Raw genomic sequence first — 21,511 nt, forward strand, 5'->3', positions numbered from 1 at the left:
AAACAAAAAAAAAATTACACCTATTTTTAATAGGCATAATTTTAACTGACGTGTAATTTATTTTGATCTTTAAATACTTGCAACTTTACATTAGATGTTAACAAATCAGAATAACTATAAGATACTCTTGTGTATCCATTACCTTCATCATCTAACTTTACAACAAACACGCTTGGATAAACTTTCTCTAGAATTCCTTTTTTGGTAACTATCTGCTTTCTTCCCTTGTTAGCCTTAAGTAATATCTTCTTACCTAAGTACCTTTCCAAACTTACCCTTATATTATCTAAAGTTTGAACAGTGGCCATAATATCACCTTCTTTAAACGTTTGTATGTTTACATAATATCATATTTTAACACTTTTGTCAAACGTTTAAACTAATTATTTTATATATTTTTCATCCAAAAGTCAATAGTATTTTTTAAGATATACTGTATAATATAGCCATCCTTAATTAATACAACATTGATTTAGGCATTGCCCATCTAAATTTCCCTCTAGTTTCAGATCCTCCTACCCCTTTAATTCCAGTAACTGTCTGTTCTATAACTTCCTCTATAGGAACTATTGTGTCTATTCTTGAGCAAGCAATTTTTTCAACTACAAAAACTGGATCTAAGGCATGAATCATTATTCTACCTGGTGAACTCGCATAATTTGCTCCTGCCTTTATTATTTGCTCATAATTGGATTGGCATGCACCTGCAAATATAACTAAATTATCCAAATTTGGTTGCCATTTACGTGCTTGCTTTACAGTTTTTATAAAATTCATTGAATTTTTATAATTATTTAAGTCTGTTATACTTCCCTTTCTTGAAGTCATTGCATCATGACCTGTTATAACAAGTATATCCGGGTTGTGTTTTTCTAATAATGCTCGTACTTCTTTATATTGATTTGCCTCTGGAATAGCTACTCCCACCGCCGGAATACCTAACTCTGTATATACATCTAAACATATTTTTAAATATTCTTTATCGCCATCTATTTGTAATACTTTTCCTGGCATCCCGTAAATATTAGTATTTGCTTGTAATTTAGGAACTCCTCTATTCATCTTTTTTTGTCTTTCTTTTGCCTTCCTCATAGATTGGCTTAATAAATTCTCTACACCTTTGTCTAATAATACCTCTCTAATATCCGGAAGTTTTACCACTTCTAAATCATCTAAGTATGCGTCTGCAATTATTCTAAATGCGATCCCTTTTAATATTGCTATTTTTTCATTATTTTCATCTATACTAAATCCAACTATTCTAAAAACAATGTCCTTATTATACGATTTTCTTGCTACTACGTCTCCTATCTTCATGGCTGTCCTCCCTAATAAGTTTTATCTTAATTTATAGTATGTTTTATAGTTTTTTTTGTTCCTTAAGAATATAAAACATTTTTTTGTTGAAAAATTACTAAGTTAATGTTAATATATTTGTAAACAAATGTTTATTTATATAAACAAATATTTATTTCAGGTGGTAAATATGACTGAGAGAGAAAAAGAAATTTTAGATATTTTAAAAGAAAATCCTATGATTTCTCAACAAGAATTAGCCGATAGATTATGCATAGCTCGTTCTTCCATTGCAGTACATATAACTAATCTTATGAAAAAAGGATATATAAAGGGCAAAGGATACATTTTAAATAAGAGTAATTATGTAACAGTTATAGGCGGATCTAATATAGATATACAAGGTATACCTAATAATGCTCTTGTAATGTTTGACTCAAATCCTGGTAAGGTTGATATATCTTTAGGTGGTGTTGGGAGAAACATAGCTGATAATATGTGCCGATTAGGAATAGGTACAAAGCTTATATCTGCTGTTGGAAATGATTTATATGGAAATCAATTGTTATCAGAGTGTAAAAGCTATGGAATGGATACTGATGATTGTTATGTATCTAATGAAATACCTACATCAATATATGTTTCTATACTTAATAATTCTAATGATATGCAGTTAGCAATATCTCATATGGATTTATTAGAAAAAATAGATGTTGAATATATTAGTTCTAAGCATCAATTTATAAATGATTCTTTAGCAATTGTGCTAGATACTAACTTATCTAAAGAGGTTATAGAATATATAACTTCTACATATTCACATATACCAATATTTGTTGATGCAGTATCGACAGCTAAATGTATGAAATTAAAAGACATCATTGGTAAATTTAATACTATAAAATTAAATAAGTATGAGGCTGAATCACTATCTGGAATAAAAATTGATAGTATTGATGACTTAAATTTATGCGCTGAAAAATTATTAAGCCAAGGTGTTGAAAAATTATTTATAACTCTTGGGAAAGATGGAGTATTCTGCGCTACGCAAGAAACTAGTTTTAAAATTGATGGAGTAAAAATTGATATTATTAATGCTACAGGTGCAGGGGATGCATTTACAGCAGCTCTTGTTTATGGTCATTTAAATAATTTTGATATTAAATATGCAACTAATTTTGCTGTTGCAGCTTCACTTATAGCATTGTCTCATGAAAATACAATTAATCCTAATATGTCAGTTGAAAATATTGAAAAAATTCTTAAGGAGATGATTTTATGTTAGAAAAATATTTACAAGTACATCCAGAAGTTAAAAAAGCTATAGAAGCAGGAGAACCTGTAGTTGCATTAGAGTCAACTATAATATCTCATGGAATGCCTTATCCAAAAAATGTAGAGATGGCTAAAAATGTTAGTAAAATAATAAGAGAAAATGGTGCAATTCCAGCTACAATTGCTATAATAGATGGAGTTTTAAAAGTTGGTCTTACTGAAGAAGAAATAGAGTTCTTAGGAACGAGTAAAGATGTTGTTAAAGCTAGTAGAAGAGATTTACCTTTCATAATATCTAAAAAATTAAATGGAGCTACTACTGTTGCTACTACAATGATATTAGCTGACTTAGCTGGTGTTAAAGTGTTTGCTACAGGTGGTATAGGTGGTGTTCACAGAGGCGCACAAGAAACATTTGATATATCTGCTGATTTACAAGAATTAGCTAATACAGATGTTGCTGTTATATGTGCTGGTGCTAAATCTATATTAGATATAGGTTTAACATTAGAATACTTAGAAACTAACGGAGTACCAGTAATAGGATTTGGTACAGATGAATTCCCTGCATTCTATACTAGAAGAAGTGGATTCGGTGTTGACTACAGAGTTGATTCTTCTATGGAAGTAGCTACTGCTTTAAAAGCTAAATGGGACTTGAATTTAAAAGGTGGGATGGTTATAGGTAACCCAATCCCAAATGAATTTGAAATGGACTACAATACTATAACTAATGCTATAGAAACTGCTTTAAAAGAAGCTGAAGAAAATAATATAGCAGGTAAAAAAGTTACTCCTTTCTTATTAGATAAAGTTAAGACTATAACTGCTGGTAAAAGTTTAGAGTCTAACATAGAATTAGTATATAACAATGCTAAGATAGCTGCTCAAATAGCTAAAGACTTAGCTGATATAAATAAATAATATTAAGTTTATTCTTAATTTAAAATTCAGCAAAATAGCTATTATATTTAATTAAATATAATAGCTATTTTTTAATAAACAAACATGGCCTTTAGCTACACGAAGTGTAGCGACAACATCGTAGATTAAGCCTATCGGGAATTTTTATTTATGCTAATTATTTATAATACAAAAAAAGACTGCTTCCGATACAGTCTTTAAAGGGGTTTGGATTTTCTAAATACTAATTCAGGGGGTTAGTATTTTTATATTAAGGTTATTCTTTGGAGGAGCATTAAATAAACTCCTCCTTTTATGTCTATTTCTTTTAATTGCTTTGTTATTATGTCTGATCCTAGTGTTTTTATCACTTTGTGTCATTTCTTGTTGTCTATGTATACAATGTACTATAATTTTATATTATTGTCTATATTATAAAATAAACTTTATATAAAAAAACTTTTTTACAACAAAATTATTTTTAACTATAATATTCTAAAATAATTACATTATTTTAATTTTATTTTTTATTTAATTTCAGATTTTAAGTGTTAATATATTAATGAATTGATATTATTTAAATTAATAATTTATATAATAAAAAGTGATTAAGATTTTTTATTATAAAAAAAAGATACTATGATAAATAATTTCTATCATAATATCCTTCATATTAGTCTTCTTTTAAGTTCGGTATAACTTTTTTAACTTCTTCTATTTGATGCCATGTTCTTTCTAGATTGTTTTCAGCTATATAGCTTTTTACCTCACTTAAGTTAGTAAATTCCTTAACTGATAAATCATCTTCTTCGTTCATGAATCTTAGAATAAACATAAATTTACCTTACTTTCCACAACACTTCTTATATTTTTTTCCACTTCCACATGGGCAAGCATCATTTCTTCCAACTCTATCTTCTTTAACTACTGTCTTAGAAGTTTTGTAAGATTTTTGTAATTCTTTTCTCTTAGCTTCTGGTAATATTTCAGCCCATCCTTGTAAGTTGTATAACCAGTGAGCTTCTACAGCTACCATGTTGTAGTATAATTTTTCCCAATCTATGTCTAACTTTATAGTACTGTCAGCTTCTATAGTTTCTAAAGTTATCTCCTCTTTTAAACTTTCACTTATTCCATCTATGAATCCCATGAAGTATTCAACAGATGCGTTATAGCTAGCTGCTAAATCGCTAACTTTTCCTTCTATAATTTCTTGCTTTTTGTTTAAAAGTTCGTTGTATATACCAGCTTCAACTTTTAAATAATCTTCCCAGAACTTTATTTCTGATTCTTGGCTTTCGTGGTTATCACTTAAGTTTCTCCATTCAGTGTATAAACTCATACCTTTGTCCTCCTAAAATTTTGTTTTTTATAATCTTTATAGTATAAATTTTTTTAGTTTTATAGTTTTCAACTTTATATTATACCATAATTTCTAATATAACTACTCTATTATATCATAATTAAATAATTCTTTTAACACTTTTATAGCATACTCTTGGTCTATAAAAAATGGGCTACTTGCTATAGTTATTACCTTAGTATTTTTTATAAGATCTTTTATTTTTGAAATCTTAGTTTCATATGCTATATAGTCCATATCTTTTGAGAATATATCTAAATCTATATCTAGTACATATTCCCCATCTATATCCAAATCAAATCCATAAGAACTATCAATTATAATAACTTCAGAAAAAACATTATGCTTAAGAGCAGGTTTTATAAAGTTACCTACATTTAGAACTTCATTAGTATATCTAAATACATCATCAATATTTAAAATATCTACATCATAATTTTCAGGTTCTCTCATATCCTTATGTTGATCTACGTGTACTAACTTACAACCTTTATTAAAACTCTTTTTACTTAAACTTTTAAGCCAAAAGTAAAATGCGTGATTGTGATTATCAAATATGTAAACATCTTTATTATTAATATTATATTTAACTATATTTTTAAGCCCTTTAGCCTTTATCTCAACATCTTCATCGATTTCATTGAATACTATTTCATCTCCTACTACAACAGCACTCAAATCGGCTTCTATTAACTTAGGGACATAAATTTTTTTGTTTTCTCTTTCTTCATAAGAAAAAATATTATTTCCAGTAGGTTTTTCAATGTAAAACCCTGTATACTTTTCCATACTGTCTCCTCTTCAAATAAAATTAGATTCTTTTATCTAGGTTATTATACTATATAGTTTAGTCATTTTTTATTTTTTAATTAGTTTTCGTAAAAAAAGAGATAAAGATTAATTAATCTTTATCTCTTTTTTGTTTTTACTTAAAATAAATTCCATGGATATTCTTGTGGTGGTTCACATATAAACTCCATTTTTTCTTTAGTAGTAGGATGCTCTATTTCTATCTTATGAGACCATAATGATATTTGTTGGCCTACTTTATTTACATTCTGACCATATCTTTGATCTCCAAATAAAGGGTGCTTCCTGCTTGCAAACTGTACTCTAATTTGATGAGACCTTCCAGTTTTCAAATCAATTTCTACTAAACTAAAACCTTCTTTTTTACCTAAAGTTTCATAACTTAACTCAGCATTTTTAGCTTCTTTATGATCTTTTCTAACTACACTAACCATATTATTTTTTTTATTTTTATAAAGATAGTCTTTTAAAACATCTTTTTCTTTAGGCATTGTTCCATGTATAACCGCTCTGTATGTTTTTTTGAAAGTTTTATTTCTTACTTGTTCAGATAGTCTAGAGGCTGCTTTTGATGTTTTTGCAAATACCATAGCACCTCCTACCGGTCTATCTAGCCTATGAACTAATCCTATATATACATTTCCTGGTTTATTATATTTTTCTTTTACATATTGTTTTAGAAGATTAACCATATCCTTATCATTAGTATCATCACCTTGTGATAATATATTTACTGGTTTTTCTACTACTAACAAATGATTATCTTCATACAAAACCTTAATCATTACTTAGACTCCCATCTACCAAATATACCACAAGGAAGAACTTTTCCATCTCTAGATGTAGGTATTCCTATTTCCCCTGCATATATATTTCCGCCTCTAGCCTTTTTAGCTACTGTAGCATCTAATATATGTTCAAGTATTATTGGAGATAATCCAGTTGTATACGAGTTTATTAAGAAGAATAATGGGTCATCTGATAATACTTTTGTACATAAGTCGACTAATCCATATAATTTTTCTTCTATTTGCCATACTTCACCTTTTGGACCTCTTCCATAAGAAGGTGGATCCATTATTATAGCATCATATTTATTTCCTCTTCTTATTTCTCTTTCAACAAACTTAACAACATCATCTACTATAAATCTTACTTTTCTATCTCCAAGGCCTGATGTATTTAAGTTTTCTTTAGCCCAAGTAACCATTCCTTTAGATGCATCTACGTGACATACTTCTGCACCTGCTGCTGCACACGCTACTGTAGCTCCACCAGTATATGCAAATAAATTAAGTACTTTTATAGGTCTACCTGCTTTTCTTATCATGTCCATTGACCAATCCCAGTTAGCAGCTTGCTCTGGGAATAATCCTGTATGCTTAAATCCTGTAGGACTTATATTAAACTTTAATTCTTTATAGCTTATAGTCCATTTTTCTGGATATTTCTTTTTTTGCTCCCATTGTCCTCCACCTCTATTACTTCTGTGGTAGTGTCCATGAGGATTTTTCCATAAGCCACTTTCATTTGGTATCGGCCACATAACTTGAGGATCTGGTCTTCTTAAAACTATATCTCCCCAACGTTCTAATTTTTCTCCGTTACCCATATCTATAAGTTCATAATCTTTCCATTTATCTGCTAATATTAACATTCATGTCCTCCTAAATTTTTAATCTCAATTTATGTATTATACCATAATATTACTTTATATTTTCGGTATTTTATTCACTTTATATTCTTATTATCAATTATTTTAGCTAGTGTTTTGCTACTTTTTTCTAAATCCATTTTCATTAACATTCCTCATGTGTTTAGCATATTATATTGTAATGATTTTTTTAGGGGGTACATTCAATGAGAAATTCTGAAAAAAATAATGGTTGTCTATATAATTTGTTATATGTAAGATTTAATGAGGATATGGGAAGAGACGAGTTTTTCTCTTATAACTTACAATATCCAACTTTATATAATTTTAAAAATACTTACTTTAACGTAGATCCTAATTTACTTAATGGCCTAAATTCTACTCTAAAGGAAGATGTGTACACTTTTAAAAACGGATTAGCTGAAGAAGAAAAACAAGCTAATAGTTCAGCATCACAAAACGCATTGCCAAAGAAACATTATAGGGTTGTTAGTAGCTATGCAGTTACATTCAATAAAAATCATATCTTAAGTAATATATTAAATTTAATGGGATTTCCTGGAGAATTTGGACCTATATATAATCAAATAAATAACTATAACTTTGATTTATTAACAGGAAATAGAATTTACTTAGAAGATATATTTAAACCTGGTGTTGACTATATAAAACTTGTAAGTGACTACGTAAACTATAAAGTTAATCAAGATAAATCTCTATATTATGAAGATGAACCTATCGAAATACCTGATGATCAAGCATTCTACTTAACAGATGATGGAATCGTTATTTACTTTGAATTAGATGAAATAGCACCTGAAGAATTTGGAATTCCTAAGTTTAAAATTTCCTTTGAAAAGTTTTCACAATATATAAATCCACGATATTATTGTTCCCCTGATAATGTAGTATCTACAAGAAGAAAAAACAGACATACTAGAAGATAATATTTTTAAATCAAATTATACATCTAATAAAAGGTGGATGAAATTTTAATATTTCATCCACCTTTTTTATTATTTTGCTATATTATACACTTCTAAACCATCATTTGATATTTTCTTTTTCTTTACCTCAACTAAAGCTTTTAATGTATCTAGAGATGTCATTACTTCTGTTGAGAACTCTGTGGCAGTTCTTCTTATTTTAAATCCATCTCTGGTAGAGTCATTTCCTTTTGTCGGAGTATTTATTACTATATCAACTTGTTTATTCCTTATAACATCCAATATATTAGGTCTTGCTTCTTCTACCCTATTAACTATATCTGCTTCTATTCCATTATCTCTTAATGTTTTAGCCGTTCCTTCAGTTGCTACGAAAGTGTACCCTATTTCATTCATATCTTTAGCTATTTCTATAAATTCTTCTTTGTCATAATTGTTTATAGTTGCAAGTACTACACCTTTTTTATCTGACATAGTCTTCCCTGCCGCTAAAAATCCTTTGTATAGTGCTTCTTCTAATGTTTCTCCAACCCCTAAAACTTCTCCTGTTGATTTCATTTCAGGTCCTAAGCTTACATCAACTTTGGCAAGCTTTGACATAGAGAAAACTGGGACCTTTACTGATATTAACTTAGGCTCTTTATATACACCTGTTCCATAGCCTAAATCTTCTAACTTATCGCCTAGCATACATTTAGTAGCTAAGTCTATTATAGGTACATTACTTACCTTACTTATATATGGTACTGTTCTACTTGCTCTTGGATTAACTTCTATTACATATAATTCATTTTTAAATTCTATAAACTGTATATTCACCATTCCAAGAACATTTAGCTCTAATGCTATTTTTTTAGTATAATCTAATATCTTATCTTTTATTTCATCAGATATATTTTGACTCGGATACATTGTTATACTATCTCCAGAATGAACTCCTGCTCTTTCTAAGTGTTCCATTATACCTGGTATTAATATATCTTTACCGTCACATATAGCATCTACTTCTATTTCTCTACCCGTTAAGTACTTATCTATAAGTACAGGATTTTTTTTATCCCTTTGGAATGCACTTTCTAAATATCTAGCCAATTTATTTTCATCATAATTTATTTCCATACCTTGACCACCAAGTACGTAAGATGGTCTAACAAGTACTGGATATCCTAACTTATCAGCTTCTTTAATTCCTTCCTCAACTGACCATATAGCCTTTCCTTTTGGTCTATTTATATCTAGTTTTTCTAATAATTCTTCAAATTTTTCTCTGTCTTCTGCTGCATCTATATCTGTAAAGTCAGTTCCTAATATTTTTATTTTCTTTTCATCTAAGAACTTAGCTAACTTTATAGCTGTTTGACCTCCAAACTGTAATATCACTCCGTCTGGATTTTCTTTTTCTATTATATTTAATACTTCTTCTTCTGTTAGTGGTTCAAAGTATAATTTATCTGATGTATCAAAATCTGTACTTACTGTTTCTGGATTATTATTAACTATTATAGTCTCGATTCCCATGTTTCTTAACGATTTTACACAGTGTACTGAGCAGTAATCAAATTCAATACCTTGACCTATTCTTATTGGACCAGAACCTAAAACTATTACTTTTTTTCTATCACTTACTTCAACTTCGTCATACTGCTCATATGTTGAATAGTAGTATGGAGATAATGCATCAAATTCTCCCCCACAAGTATCAACCATTTTATATGCTGGTTGTATGTTGTATAGCTTTCTTAATTCACATAATCTTTCAGGACTTATTTTCATTAAATCTGCTATACCTTTATCAGAGAATCCTTTTTTCTTTAATTCTAGAAGATAATCTTTATTTAAATCTTCTATTTTCATTCCTCTTAATTTCTCTTCTTGCTCTACTATCCATTTAAATTTATTTATAAACCACTTGTCTACTCCAGTGATCTGTTCTATCATTCCTACTTTATAACCTCTTCTTATCATTTCAGCTAGATCGAATAATCTTTCATCATCTGGTACAACTACACTTGCCTTTAATTCTTCTAAGCTTTTTTCTTCAGATTGAGCATGAACTAATGAATATTTACCTATTTCTAGAGATCTAATCCCCTTTAACATAGCTGATTCAAAGTTGCTTCCTATACTCATTATTTCACCAGTTGCCATCATCTTAGTACCTAGCTTTCTGTTAGCTTGCTTAAATTTATCAAATGGCCACTTTGGTATTTTTACTACTACATAATCTAGTGTAGGTTCAAAACATGCATAAGTTTTCTTTGTTACTGCATTTTCAATTTCATCTAATGTATATCCTAAAGCTATTTTAGCTGCAACTTTAGCTATTGGATAACCAGTAGCTTTTGATGCTAAAGCTGATGATCTAGAAACCCTTGGGTTTATCTCTATTATTGCATATTCTAAACTATTAGGATTTAATGCTATCTGTACATTACACCCACCCTCAACTTCTATCGCATTTATTATATCTATTGATGCTTTTCTAAGCATTTGGTATTCTTTATCACTTAGAGTTTGGCTAGGTGCTACAACTATACTATCTCCTGTATGAACTCCAACAGGATCTATATTTTCCATATTACATACAGTTATGCAGTTTCCATTACCATCTCTTATTACTTCGTATTCAATTTCCTTCCAACCTTTTATACTCTTTTCAAGCAACACTTGATTAACTGGACTTAATTGTAATCCTTGTGTAAGTATCTCTGTAAGTTCTTCAACTGTTTCAGCTATACCACCACCAGTTCCTCCTAGTGTATAAGCAGGTCTAACTACAACTGGATATCCAATTTTCTCTGCAAAATCAAGTCCACTTTCCAAGTCATTTACTATATCACTTACTACTACTGGTTGGTTTATTTGCTTCATAACGTCTCTGAAAGTATCTCTATCTTCACCTTTTTTTATAGATTCAACAGATGTACCTATTATTTTTACACCATACTTTTCTAATATTTTAGCATCATGTAATTCAACAGCTAAATTAAGAGCTGTTTGTCCACCCATTCCTGCTAATAAACTATCCGGTCTTTCTTTTTCTATGATTTTTTCTATAAATTCAATGGTTAATGGTTCTATATATATTTTATCCGCTACTTCTTTATCAGTCATTATAGTAGCTGGGTTACTATTTATTAATACAACTTCTATTCCTTCTTCTTTTAAAGCTTGGCAAGCTTGTGTTCCTGAATAATCAAATTCTGCTGCTTGCCCTATGATTATAGGTCCTGATCCTAATACTAATGTCTTTTTTATACTATCTATTTTAGGCATAATTTTATCTCCTTATCTAATCAAAATTCACAATCTATACTAATTCTAAGAATCTATCAAATATATAATCGTTGTCTTTTGGCCCTGGACAAGCCTCTGGATGATATTGCACACTGTATATTGGCAGCTCTGTATGTTTCATACCCTCTACAGTGTTATCATTTAAATTTACATGAGTTACTACCATATTCTCTGGTATTTCAGAAACGTAGTACCCATGATTTTGAGATGTTATAAACACTTTATTTTGTTCTAAGTCCTTTACTGGATGATTTCCACCCCTATGACCAAACTTTAGTTTAGCTGTTTTTCCACCTAGCGTTAATGCTAAAAGTTGGTGACCTAAGCATATTCCTGCTATTGGTTTTTTTCCAACTAATTCTTTTATGTTTTCTATAACATCTTCTAAATCTTCTGGATCTCCAGGTCCGTTAGATAAGAATATTAAATCTGGATTTATCTCTAATATTTCTTCTGGCTTAGTTGTTGCTGGAAATACTGTTATATCACATCCGCGAGCTGCAAATGATCTTAGTATATTTTGCTTAACTCCAAAATCCATAACAGCTACTTTAGTTCCTTCTCCAGCTATATATTCAACTTCTTTTCTAGTTACTGTTTTTACTGCTAAAGTGTTTGAAAATGCATCTAGCTTAGATTGAACATCTTCTATTGAAGCTCCTTCTAAAGTTATTATGCCTTTCATAGTTCCATTATTTCTTAGTATCTTGGTTAATGCTCTTGTATCTATGCCTTCTAATCCTATAATCTTATTTTGCTTTAAATATGTGTCTAAATCCATTTCACATCTAAAGTTGTTTGGCGTATCACTTTTTTCTCTAACTATAAATCCTTTTACATGAACACCTTTTGACTCTACATCTTCTAGGTTTATTCCATAGTTTCCTATAAGTGGGTAAGTCATTGTAACTATTTGACCATAATATGAAGGATCTGTTAATACTTCTCCATACCCAGTCATAGAGGTATTGAATACTACCTCCCCTACGTTGTCTTTTAAATATCCAAAGGCCTTTCCTTCAAATATAGTTCCGTCTTGTAATATTAATCTCCCTCTCATGAACCTTACCTCCTAAGCATTTTCTATTTCTTCTGTTATGCTTTTTGCTGATTTACTTGGATTTTCAGCTTTAGTTATAGGTCTTCCAACTACTAAATAGTGCGCTCCTCTATTTATTGCATCCTTTGGAGTTACTACTCTTTTTTGGTCTCCTGCTTCAGATGAGGCTGGTCTTATTCCTGGGCATACTGTTACAAAGTCTGTTCCACATGCTTCAACTATTTTATGAACTTCTTGTGCTGAACAAACTATTCCATCTATTCCTGCTTCTTTAGCTAACTTTGCTCTTTTTATAGCTAATTCTTCAGTGTTCATGTTACATCCTATATCTTGTAAATCTTTATCACTTAATGAAGTTAAAACTGTTACTCCTACTATTATTGGTTTTTCTATGTTTAATTTTTCTGCTTCTTCCTTTGCAGCTATTGCACATCTTCTCATACCTTCCATATCAGATACATGTATAGTCATTAACCATACATTATCTCTTACAGCTGCCCTTACAGCACTTTCCATAGTATTTGGGATGTCATGGAATTTAAGATCTAAGAATATTTTTTTTCCCTTTTCTTTTAAATAATCTACTGTTTTTCCTCTAGTAGCTACATATTGCTCTAGACCAACTTTAAATATATCTACACTATCTTCTAATGTGTCTATTAATTTTTTTGCTTTATCAAATTCAGCAGTATCAATTGCAACTATTAATTTTTCTTTACCATTTATCATATTGAACTCTCCTTTTTAATAAAGCCTAAAAAAAATCCTTATACCCAAAAAGAGTATAAGGATTTTATCTATACATAACTATATTAGTTTAATTAGCTACGAGATATCTTTCCCAGCCTCTCTGGACTAGTTTAAAAGACTTTATTATTTTATTTTTATTTATATTTTAAAAGTTTACTTACTTTTTTAATTTTTACTTAACAATTAAAAAACCTCTAACTTTGCCAGCTAGAGGTTATGAATTCAAGTCTAAATAATCATATTAATACTTAACCTTTTTAGCCTCTCTGGACTAGTTTGAAGGAATTCTATTTTCAATTTAAATCCACTTTATATCCTCTCTGGGATAATTTAAAGCTTCATCTTGTTTACAATTATTACACTTATTCTTTTATGTGTCAACTATTCTTTTCATTATTATTTATATATTTTTATTTATTTCTAGTTTTTTTATATTTTTTTATTTTTCTATTATACTTATATAATACTGCTTTCCAAGTTTTTTCTTTGCATTTGATTTTATATATTCCACTGGTATATTATATTTTTCACATGCCATATCAAAATGCCTTAGTGCAATCCCCATACTTACTTTACTCATATCTTCCAAGTTTTTTTTAGGCTTTTCTTCGTATAAATTTATAGCTGTTTTGGTACTATAAAACATCCATGGTTGCATATTTTTAACGGATGGAGATACCCTAACTGCATTTAATACTTTAATCCATTTTCTATCCATTTTTTTAGAAATTTTCTTTAAAGGCTTACGATCTTTTCTTCCATCTATAGATTTAAATAAGACTTCTTGTTTTTCAGGATATCCAAACGCTATTAATATACATGGCTGTTCATCATCATTATGATTTATATTTTCTTGCTGTTCTTCTTCTAGTTCTTCATTTTTTTTATCAATAGAACTTCCGTAATCTAGCTCATAATTTTCAACACGTTCAATATCTATTATATCTTCCTTTTTTATATCGCATTCTAACCAACTAGTTCCCAAACCTAAAGTGGTTAAATGTAGGACTACTTTTTCCATTGCAAAACCTATATTTTGCAAGTAATCTTCACCTTTATTAGATGTTACTACTATATAATGTGGTGCTTTTATATTACACTTTTTTCCCATCAAGAAATGAATTAAATGACCTCTTTCTATTACATTAGCCTTTATTTTTAACTCTTCGTTTAGATAAGTTATATCATTACATATATTTTTAACTTCTTCCATCAAAGGTGCGCTTATATTTTTATTTGAATAATTTTTTATAGTTCTTCTATAAAAAATAGCATCATATAACTCCATCTACTTCCTCCTAAATTTTTATATCTATCTATATAAAAACTATAATATATTTTATTGTCACTAAAAAAACTATATATTATATTATAAGTTTTTTTGAGTTTTTTTGTACTATTTTAATATAAAAAAACTATATATTTTTTTAGATATCTAATCAATCTAATATTAAAATTACATAATCTTAGGTTTAATCATTTTTATTGTTTCCAATATTAGTTTTATTTCTGCCGTTTATAATATTAAATTTTTAATTCTTTATTAAATTTCTAATTTTCCATTGCTATTTTGTTTCATTTACTAATAAAATAAGATTATAATTTATGGAAAATTTATCTATATTTTTATTTTTATTAGTATGTTTAGTGTCATTATGTACTAAAATATAATTAGAATAAATATCCTTAAAATTTTGGAGGTAACCTTATGGATTTTGAAAGAAATTTAGATAAATATGCTGAACTTGCAGTAAAAGTAGGTGTAAACATACAACCAGGACAAACTTTACTTGTAAGATCTCCTATAGAGTGTGCTCCTTTCGTAAGAAAGGTTTTAGTTCATGCTTATAATGTTGGTGCAAAACACGTACATATAGAATGGTCTGATGAACAATGTACTTTATTAAAGTATTTAAATGCTCCAGAGGAGTCATTTAATGAATTCCCTAAATGGACATCTGATCAATATGTTGATATAGCTAAAGAAGGCGGAGCATTCTTAACTATATATGCTCAGGATCCAGATTTATTAAAAGATGTTGATCCTCAAAGAGTTGCTAATTTCCAAAAAGCTTCAGCTATGGCTTTAAAGGAATGGAGATCTTATACATTATCAGATAAATGTAAATGGAGTATAGTATCTATACCAACAGAATCATGGGCTAAAAAGATATTCCCTAATGTATCTACTTCAGAAGCTATTGATAAATTATGGGAAGCTATATTCAAATGTTCAAGAGTTGAAGGTCAAGACCCTATTAAAGCTTGGAAAAAACATAATGAAGACTTAAAATTAAGAATGAATTTCTTAAATGAAAAGAATTTTAAAACATTAAAATTTAAATCTGCTAAAACAGATATAACTATGGAATTACCAGAAGGTCATATTTGGTTAAGCGGTGCATCTGAAGACCCTAATGGTATAAACTTTAATCCTAATATACCAACTGAAGAAGTTTTTACTATGCCTCATAAATATGAAGTTAATGGTGTTGTTTATAGTACAAAACCCCTTGTATATGGAGGTAATGTTATAGACAACTTCTCTTTAACTTTCAAAGATGGTAAAATAGTTGATTTTACCGCTGAAAAAGGTGCTGAGACGTTAGGTAAACTTATAGATACAGATGAAGGTTCTCACTATTTAGGAGAGGTTGCATTGGTTCCATTTAAGTCACCTATATCTGATACTAATATAGTATTCTTCAATACTTTATATGATGAAAATGCATCTTGCCATTTTGCTTTAGGTTCTGCTTATAAAACTTGTATTAAAGATGGAGACCAAATCAAAGAAGGAGAATCTGATAAGCATGGAGTAAACGAAAGTTTAACTCACGTTGACTTTATGATTGGTTCTAATGATATGAACATAATTGGAGAAACTTACGATGGAGAAAAAATCCAAATATTCAAAGATGGAAACTGGGCATTTTAATTAAATATAACAAAAGGGAAATATATAAGAATATATCTTATATATTTCTTTTTTTTGAACATAAAAAAAGAAGCATCTATTTCCGTTATAGATGCTCCTTGGGGGAGATTGTGAGATATTTATTTTAGGGGGAGTAAATATCTCCTATATTTTAATTATGCACATATCTAAAATTTTATATACCTTAAAATATAATATTTATTATATTTTTTTAATAAAAAATTCACTTAGCTCATGCCGCCAACGACTTCGTCCGTCGCTCAAAAATATCATTTTTACTTCCACAAAGGTGTTGATATTACTATACCTCATAACTTATTCACAGTTTTTTTGTATTATAATGCCCTTAAACATAAAAAAACTAATAGAATAAGCTTCTATTAGTCTTTTTAGTGTTGACGATAAATTTTATATCAATTAATCTCAAAATTTGTAGATTAACCTATAACTTAATTATATATAATTTTTTAAATATAGTAAATTTTTATTTACTATATTTTTCTTCTGTCCAGTCTATTTCATTAACATATTTTTGAACTAGATCTTGTGACATATCTGGATGTATAGTTTCCTCTGTCGATATAGTTATTGTTGACATTGCTATTGCATATTTTACAGTATCTACTATATTCGTAGATTTCATATATCCATTTGCTATTCCTGCCACAAATGAATCTCCAGCTCCAGTAACATTAACAACTTTAACATCATTAGCTTTTATCTTACCTTCATCTGATCCATTATTATAGTATATACCATCTTCATCTAGTGTAATAAACACATTTTCTATACCTAAGTCTATAAAATACTTTCCAGCTTTTCTTAAGTCTTCATCATTGTGTATTTTGAATCCACACATTATTTCAGCTTCATATCTATTCGGCTTTACAGTATGGAAATATTTTATTAAATGTTTTACTGTTTTGGCTTTAGCTGCCGATACAGGGTCTAATATAAATTTAGTATCTTCACTAAATGTCTTTATTATATATTCTACAATATCAGGTCTATCTGAATCTAGTATCATATATTCTGAGTTTTTAATTATATCTGCTTTTGAGTCTATAAACTCTGTTGTAAACATGTCTATTATTTTCATGTCAACTACAGCAGATACCATCTCTCCCTGCTCATCTAAGATAGCCATATATGTAGGTGTGTGACCACCTCTTATGATTAAAGATTCACTCATATCATAATTCATTACTTTAGAATGTTCAACCATTCTATTTCCTGCTTCATCATCTCCTAAAATAGATATAAATTTAGTATTTACACCTACTCTAGCCATGCACTCTGCTATATTTCTACAAACGCCTCCAAAAGAAGTTTTTACTTTACCTGGATTTGAGTCATTACATCTGTAATTTCTATCTGTAAATCCACATATATCAAAAACTGATACTCCGAAAACTAATGAATAAGGCTCTCTTTTTTCAATCATCGTCGTTTACCCTCCCTAAGAATCACCTTCCTATTTTATCACATTCTTATGAGTTTTTTCTATATATTTTGTATTTTAATGTTTTTTATACATATTTTTACAGATATTTTGTTTAAATTTGTAAAATATTTCATTAGTTTTAATCCTATTTTTATCATAACTCTTATTAGTTTTAACATATTACAAAAAAATAATATTGTTTTTAACTTAAATTTATTTTAGCTATATCTACTGCAGATTTTGCATCTTTTGAATAGTAATCTGCTCCTATATTTTTAGCATATTCTTCTGTTAAAACAGCTCCTCCTACAAATACTTTTACATCTATATTTTCTTTTCTAAGAGCTTCTATAGTTTCTTTCATACTTGTAACTGTAGTTGTCATCAACGCACTTAAACCAATTAATTTTATATTTCTTTTAATTGCTTCTTGTACTACAACTTCAATCGGAACATCTTTACCTAAATCTACAACTTCATATCCATAATTCTCAAGCATTATTTTAACTATATTTTTTCCTATATCATGGATATCTCCTTTTACTGTAGCTACTATTATTTTTCCTTTTGATGTCACATTATTATTTTGCTTCGATAGAATTTCTTTTATTGTATTTAATGACGTTTTAACTGTCTCAGCTGACTGTATTAATTGAGGTAAAAACAAAATTCCATCTTCATATTTTTTACCTATTTTATCTAATGTAGATATTAAAATTTCATTTAATATATAATCTTGATCATGTGTTTGTAGTAATTTTAAAGTTGATTCTTTAGCTTCATCTTTTAATCCTCTTTCAACTATTTCTTCTAAACTCAATTCTCTTTTTTCATTATTATTTTTAATTTTATTTTCTATAATATTTATATCATTATACTTAGCTATATAATTTTTGCAATGTTTATCTATATTTTTTAATACTTTAAATGAATTTATAACTTCCATAGTACCATCTTCATTTGGGTTTATTATAGGTAAATCAAGACCATATTCTAATGCAAGTGTTAAATATGTATTATTTATAGCTTTCCTATTTGGAACTCCAAATGATATATTAGATACCCCTAATATAGTTTTAACACCTAGTCTTTCTTTAACCATTCTTATACATTTTAGCGTTTCCATAGCTTCTAATTGCTGTGCTGAAACTGTTAATGATAAGCAATCTATAAAGATATCTTCTTTTCTAATTCCTTGGTCAACTGCTCTATTTACTATTTTTTTAGCTATTTCAAATCTTTCTTGAGCAGTATTAGGTATTCCATTCTCATCTAAAGTTAAACCTACTATACATGAACCGTACTTTTTAGCTATAGGAAGTATTTTTTGTAAAGATTCTTCTTTTCCATTTACTGAATTTACTATAGTTTTTCCATTATAATATCTAAGCCCATTTTCTAATGCTTTTATATCCGATGAATCAACTTGTAATGGTGTATCTATTACAGCTTGAATTTCTTTTAAAATTTTAGGCATTATAGTAGCTTCATCTATATCTGGCAAACCTACATTAACATTTAATATTTCAGCTCCTGAATTTATTTGTTCCATAGCTAAATTGATTATATAGTCATATGATCCATCTTTAAGTGCTTTTTTTAAAAGTACTCTACCCGTTGGATTTAATCGCTCTCCTATTACAGTAGGTACTTTTATTTCTATACATTTAGATGGAGAGCATACAAAACTTTTAATTTCATTAACTTTTTTATTTATTTTTAATTGGCTTAAATTTTGAGATATTTTATTTATAAATTTAGGATTAGTCCCACAACACCCCCCTATTATAGAAGCCCCATATTCAATAAATTTTTTTACACCTTCAAAAAATTCTGATTCATCTATATCATATATAGCTTGACCATCTATTATACTTGGAAGCCCTGCATTCGCTTGAACTATCACCGGTATAGTAGCTAAACTGCCTATTTTTTTTACTATTGGTAAAAGTTGTTTCGGTCCTAGTGAACAATTAACACCTATTGCATCTACACCTAATCCTTCTATTGTAGCTATCATACTTTCTGGCAAACATCCTGTAAAGCTTCTTCCATTTTCATCAAATGTCATCGTACAAAATATAGGAAGACTTGTATTCTCTTTTGCTGCTAATACAGCTGCTTTTGCCTCATATAAATCCATCATCGTCTCTATTATTATAAGATCCGCTCCCGATTTTTCTCCCTGCATAGCTTGTCTTTTAAATATTTCATATGCGTCATCAAAACTTAATGTACCCATAGGTTCTAACATTTCTCCAATAGGTCCTATATCTAGCGCTACATATCTAGGCTTTAATCTATCTACTTTTTCTATTGCTAGCTTTGCTACTTTTACAGCATTATTTACGACTTCTTCTACAGTGTATCCAAGTTTTTCTAACTTTAACTCATTAGCTCCAAAAGTATTTGTTGTAACTACATTAGAACCAGCCTCCAAGTATGCTTTATGTATATCTATTAATTTTTCAGGATTTTTCAAACCAAATATTTCAGGATTTTCTCCTATCTGTAGCCCTTTTTGCTGCAGCATTGTTCCCATAGCACCATCAAATATTAATATATTATTCTTTATATACTCCCTTACATTCATTCTCTTCATCCCCTTTTCTATATTTACAATTTGTATAATTCGAACACATTATACATTTATGTTTTTTGTTTGTTTTATCTTCTGAAGTTATTCCGATTATAGCAATTACTGATTTTCTAGGTATCATAATATTGTTTGATGTGATTGTTAGACCTAAGTTTTTGTTAAAATTTAAGGTATCTATTATATCTTTATTACTTTCTATAGATAAATCTCCGTATCCAGGACTATACCTCATAGTTAAATATTTTCCTTCTTTATTAAGTTCTTCAGATAACTCTTTTTCTACAATATCACATAGCTCTTCTATTGATGTAGTAGCACATGCATCTAGAACTATACTTTTTGTTAAGTCTATATATGAATATTTTCTTATTTCTTTTTCTATATTTATTCCTAAAGTTGTTCCTAAAATAATACATGCTTCACATCCATGTAATAATGTATATAAGTCATTACTTTTAAAGTTTAATCTACAATCTTCAAAAAATATCGATTTATTATCATTATTTCTTAATATAGGATAAACCCTCAAATAATATCGAGGGTTTATCTTTTCCTTGGTCATTTTGATACACTCATCTATTAAATCATTTAGATTTCTATCTATATACTGACCTTTATATTCTAAATATCTTAAAACTTCTTCTTTATTTATATTAATTAAGCTATTTATATAGCTATTTATGATATTATTAACCATATATATTAAGAGCAAATCCTTTTTCTAAAGCTTCTCTTGCATACTCTTTTGCTCCAAATAATGATAAATCTTTATAATTGCCACATTCTACAGCTGTTGCAGCTGGCATTTCTGTAGATTTCAATACCATTTTTAATGCTTCTTCTAATCCTTTTTTTACTATTAAAGACTCTACATCTCCCCACAGTATTAAATAAAACCCTGTTCTACATCCCATTGGAGATAAATCTATTATATCATCTAAAGTATCTCTTAAATATGTTGCTAATAAGTGCTCTAAACCATGCATAGCTGCTGTTCCAAAAGTTTCTGAATTTGGTTGTAAAAATCTTAAATCAAATTTGCTTACCTTGTCCCCTTTTAATCCATCTAACACACAACATTTTCTAACATATGGTGCTTTAACTTTAGTATGATCTAATTTAAAACTTTCTACTTTTTGCATTCTATTCCCTCCATGATAATTATTTTTTCATAT

The 21,511-nt window shown here is 28.7% G+C and carries 19 protein-coding genes; 4 read left to right on the forward strand and 15 right to left on the reverse strand.

What is annotated here, in order from left to right:
- Positions 1 to 41 precede the first annotated feature (41 nt).
- Together NWE74_RS11170 and yabG are read right to left on the reverse strand one after the other, a co-directional pair.
- Entirely contained in the window at positions 42 to 308 is a 267-nt protein-coding gene (locus NWE74_RS11170) for a Veg family protein (protein ID WP_092727433.1), read from the reverse strand.
- A gap of 148 nt (positions 309 to 456) precedes the next feature.
- A complete protein-coding gene (yabG, locus tag NWE74_RS11175) occupies positions 457 to 1,317 on the reverse strand; it encodes a sporulation peptidase YabG (RefSeq protein WP_258243213.1) in 861 nt (286 codons plus the stop codon).
- Between the two features lie 169 nt (positions 1,318 to 1,486).
- On the opposite strand from yabG, the gene NWE74_RS11180 reads away from it, so the two are divergent.
- Complete coding sequence (locus NWE74_RS11180; protein WP_258243214.1) at positions 1,487 to 2,581, forward strand: PfkB family carbohydrate kinase; 1,095 nt, start codon at positions 1,487 to 1,489, stop codon at positions 2,579 to 2,581.
- The gene (locus NWE74_RS11185; RefSeq protein WP_258243215.1) at positions 2,575 to 3,495 is read left to right on the forward strand and encodes a pseudouridine-5'-phosphate glycosidase; all 921 of its coding nucleotides are present in this window, start codon (positions 2,575 to 2,577) and stop codon (positions 3,493 to 3,495) included. Before NWE74_RS11180 ends, NWE74_RS11185 begins: the two co-directional genes overlap by 7 nt.
- Positions 3,496 to 4,147: 652 nt before the next feature.
- On the opposite strand, the gene NWE74_RS11190 is transcribed toward NWE74_RS11185, so the two are convergent.
- From NWE74_RS11190 to NWE74_RS11210, 5 genes are all read right to left on the reverse strand, one after another.
- Entirely contained in the window at positions 4,148 to 4,309 is a 162-nt protein-coding gene (locus NWE74_RS11190; protein WP_092727437.1) for a hypothetical protein, read from the reverse strand.
- A 9-nt stretch (positions 4,310 to 4,318) separates the two neighbouring features.
- Positions 4,319 to 4,816, reverse strand: a complete 498-nt coding sequence (locus NWE74_RS11195) for an SEC-C metal-binding domain-containing protein (RefSeq protein WP_258243216.1) — start codon at positions 4,814 to 4,816, stop codon at positions 4,319 to 4,321.
- A gap of 102 nt (positions 4,817 to 4,918) precedes the next feature.
- Positions 4,919 to 5,626: a UPF0489 family protein gene (locus tag NWE74_RS11200; RefSeq protein ID WP_258243217.1), complete on the reverse strand. Its 708-nt coding sequence runs from the start codon at positions 5,624 to 5,626 to the stop codon at positions 4,919 to 4,921.
- A gap of 140 nt (positions 5,627 to 5,766) precedes the next feature.
- Positions 5,767 to 6,432 (reverse strand): RluA family pseudouridine synthase, encoded by a 666-nt coding sequence (locus NWE74_RS11205; protein WP_258243218.1) that lies wholly within the window; start codon positions 6,430 to 6,432, stop codon positions 5,767 to 5,769.
- A complete protein-coding gene (locus NWE74_RS11210; protein WP_258243219.1) occupies positions 6,432 to 7,304 on the reverse strand; it encodes a class I SAM-dependent methyltransferase in 873 nt (290 codons plus the stop codon). Before NWE74_RS11210 ends, NWE74_RS11205 begins: the two co-directional genes overlap by 1 nt.
- Before the next feature lie 203 nt (positions 7,305 to 7,507).
- Here NWE74_RS11210 and NWE74_RS11215 point away from each other — a divergent pair, with 203 nt between their 5' ends.
- On the forward strand, positions 7,508 to 8,248 hold the full coding sequence (locus NWE74_RS11215) for an RsiV family protein (RefSeq protein ID WP_258243220.1): 741 nt from the start codon (positions 7,508 to 7,510) through the stop codon (positions 8,246 to 8,248).
- Between the two features lie 69 nt (positions 8,249 to 8,317).
- On the opposite strand, the gene carB is transcribed toward NWE74_RS11215, so the two are convergent.
- The 4 genes from carB to NWE74_RS11235 form a co-directional block, all read right to left on the reverse strand.
- Positions 8,318 to 11,524: a carbamoyl-phosphate synthase large subunit gene (gene carB / locus NWE74_RS11220; RefSeq protein ID WP_258243221.1), complete on the reverse strand. Its 3,207-nt coding sequence runs from the start codon at positions 11,522 to 11,524 to the stop codon at positions 8,318 to 8,320.
- Positions 11,525 to 11,558: 34 nt separating this feature from the next.
- Positions 11,559 to 12,605 carry a glutamine-hydrolyzing carbamoyl-phosphate synthase small subunit gene (gene carA, locus NWE74_RS11225; RefSeq protein ID WP_258243222.1) on the reverse strand — a complete coding sequence of 349 codons (1,047 nt, stop codon included), beginning with the start codon at positions 12,603 to 12,605 and terminating at the stop codon, positions 11,559 to 11,561.
- Between the two features lie 12 nt (positions 12,606 to 12,617).
- The gene (pyrF, locus tag NWE74_RS11230; RefSeq protein WP_258243223.1) at positions 12,618 to 13,334 is read right to left on the reverse strand and encodes an orotidine-5'-phosphate decarboxylase; all 717 of its coding nucleotides are present in this window, start codon (positions 13,332 to 13,334) and stop codon (positions 12,618 to 12,620) included.
- A 460-nt stretch (positions 13,335 to 13,794) separates the two neighbouring features.
- On the reverse strand, positions 13,795 to 14,643 hold the full coding sequence (locus NWE74_RS11235) for a nitroreductase family protein (RefSeq protein ID WP_258243224.1): 849 nt from the start codon (positions 14,641 to 14,643) through the stop codon (positions 13,795 to 13,797).
- A 420-nt stretch (positions 14,644 to 15,063) separates the two neighbouring features.
- Between NWE74_RS11235 and NWE74_RS11240 the strand changes: the two genes are divergently transcribed.
- Positions 15,064 to 16,293: an aminopeptidase gene (locus NWE74_RS11240; RefSeq protein ID WP_258243225.1), complete on the forward strand. Its 1,230-nt coding sequence runs from the start codon at positions 15,064 to 15,066 to the stop codon at positions 16,291 to 16,293.
- Between the two features lie 484 nt (positions 16,294 to 16,777).
- On the opposite strand, the gene NWE74_RS11245 is transcribed toward NWE74_RS11240, so the two are convergent.
- From NWE74_RS11245 to NWE74_RS11260, 4 genes are all read right to left on the reverse strand, one after another.
- Positions 16,778 to 17,737 carry a carbohydrate kinase family protein gene (locus tag NWE74_RS11245; RefSeq protein WP_258243226.1) on the reverse strand — a complete coding sequence of 320 codons (960 nt, stop codon included), beginning with the start codon at positions 17,735 to 17,737 and terminating at the stop codon, positions 16,778 to 16,780.
- A gap of 202 nt (positions 17,738 to 17,939) precedes the next feature.
- Entirely contained in the window at positions 17,940 to 20,330 is a 2,391-nt protein-coding gene (locus NWE74_RS11250; RefSeq protein WP_258243227.1) for a homocysteine S-methyltransferase family protein, read from the reverse strand.
- Positions 20,302 to 21,033: a vitamin B12 dependent-methionine synthase activation domain-containing protein gene (locus NWE74_RS11255; protein WP_258243228.1), complete on the reverse strand. Its 732-nt coding sequence runs from the start codon at positions 21,031 to 21,033 to the stop codon at positions 20,302 to 20,304. The genes NWE74_RS11250 and NWE74_RS11255 overlap by 29 nt, the downstream gene beginning before the upstream one ends.
- Complete coding sequence (locus NWE74_RS11260) at positions 21,026 to 21,478, reverse strand: S-ribosylhomocysteine lyase (protein ID WP_258243229.1); 453 nt, start codon at positions 21,476 to 21,478, stop codon at positions 21,026 to 21,028. The genes NWE74_RS11255 and NWE74_RS11260 overlap by 8 nt, the downstream gene beginning before the upstream one ends.
- Positions 21,479 to 21,511 lie beyond the last annotated feature (33 nt).

The organism is Romboutsia lituseburensis (assembly GCF_024723825.1).
In the GTDB taxonomy this organism is placed as follows: domain Bacteria; phylum Bacillota; class Clostridia; order Peptostreptococcales; family Peptostreptococcaceae; genus Romboutsia_F; species Romboutsia_F lituseburensis_A.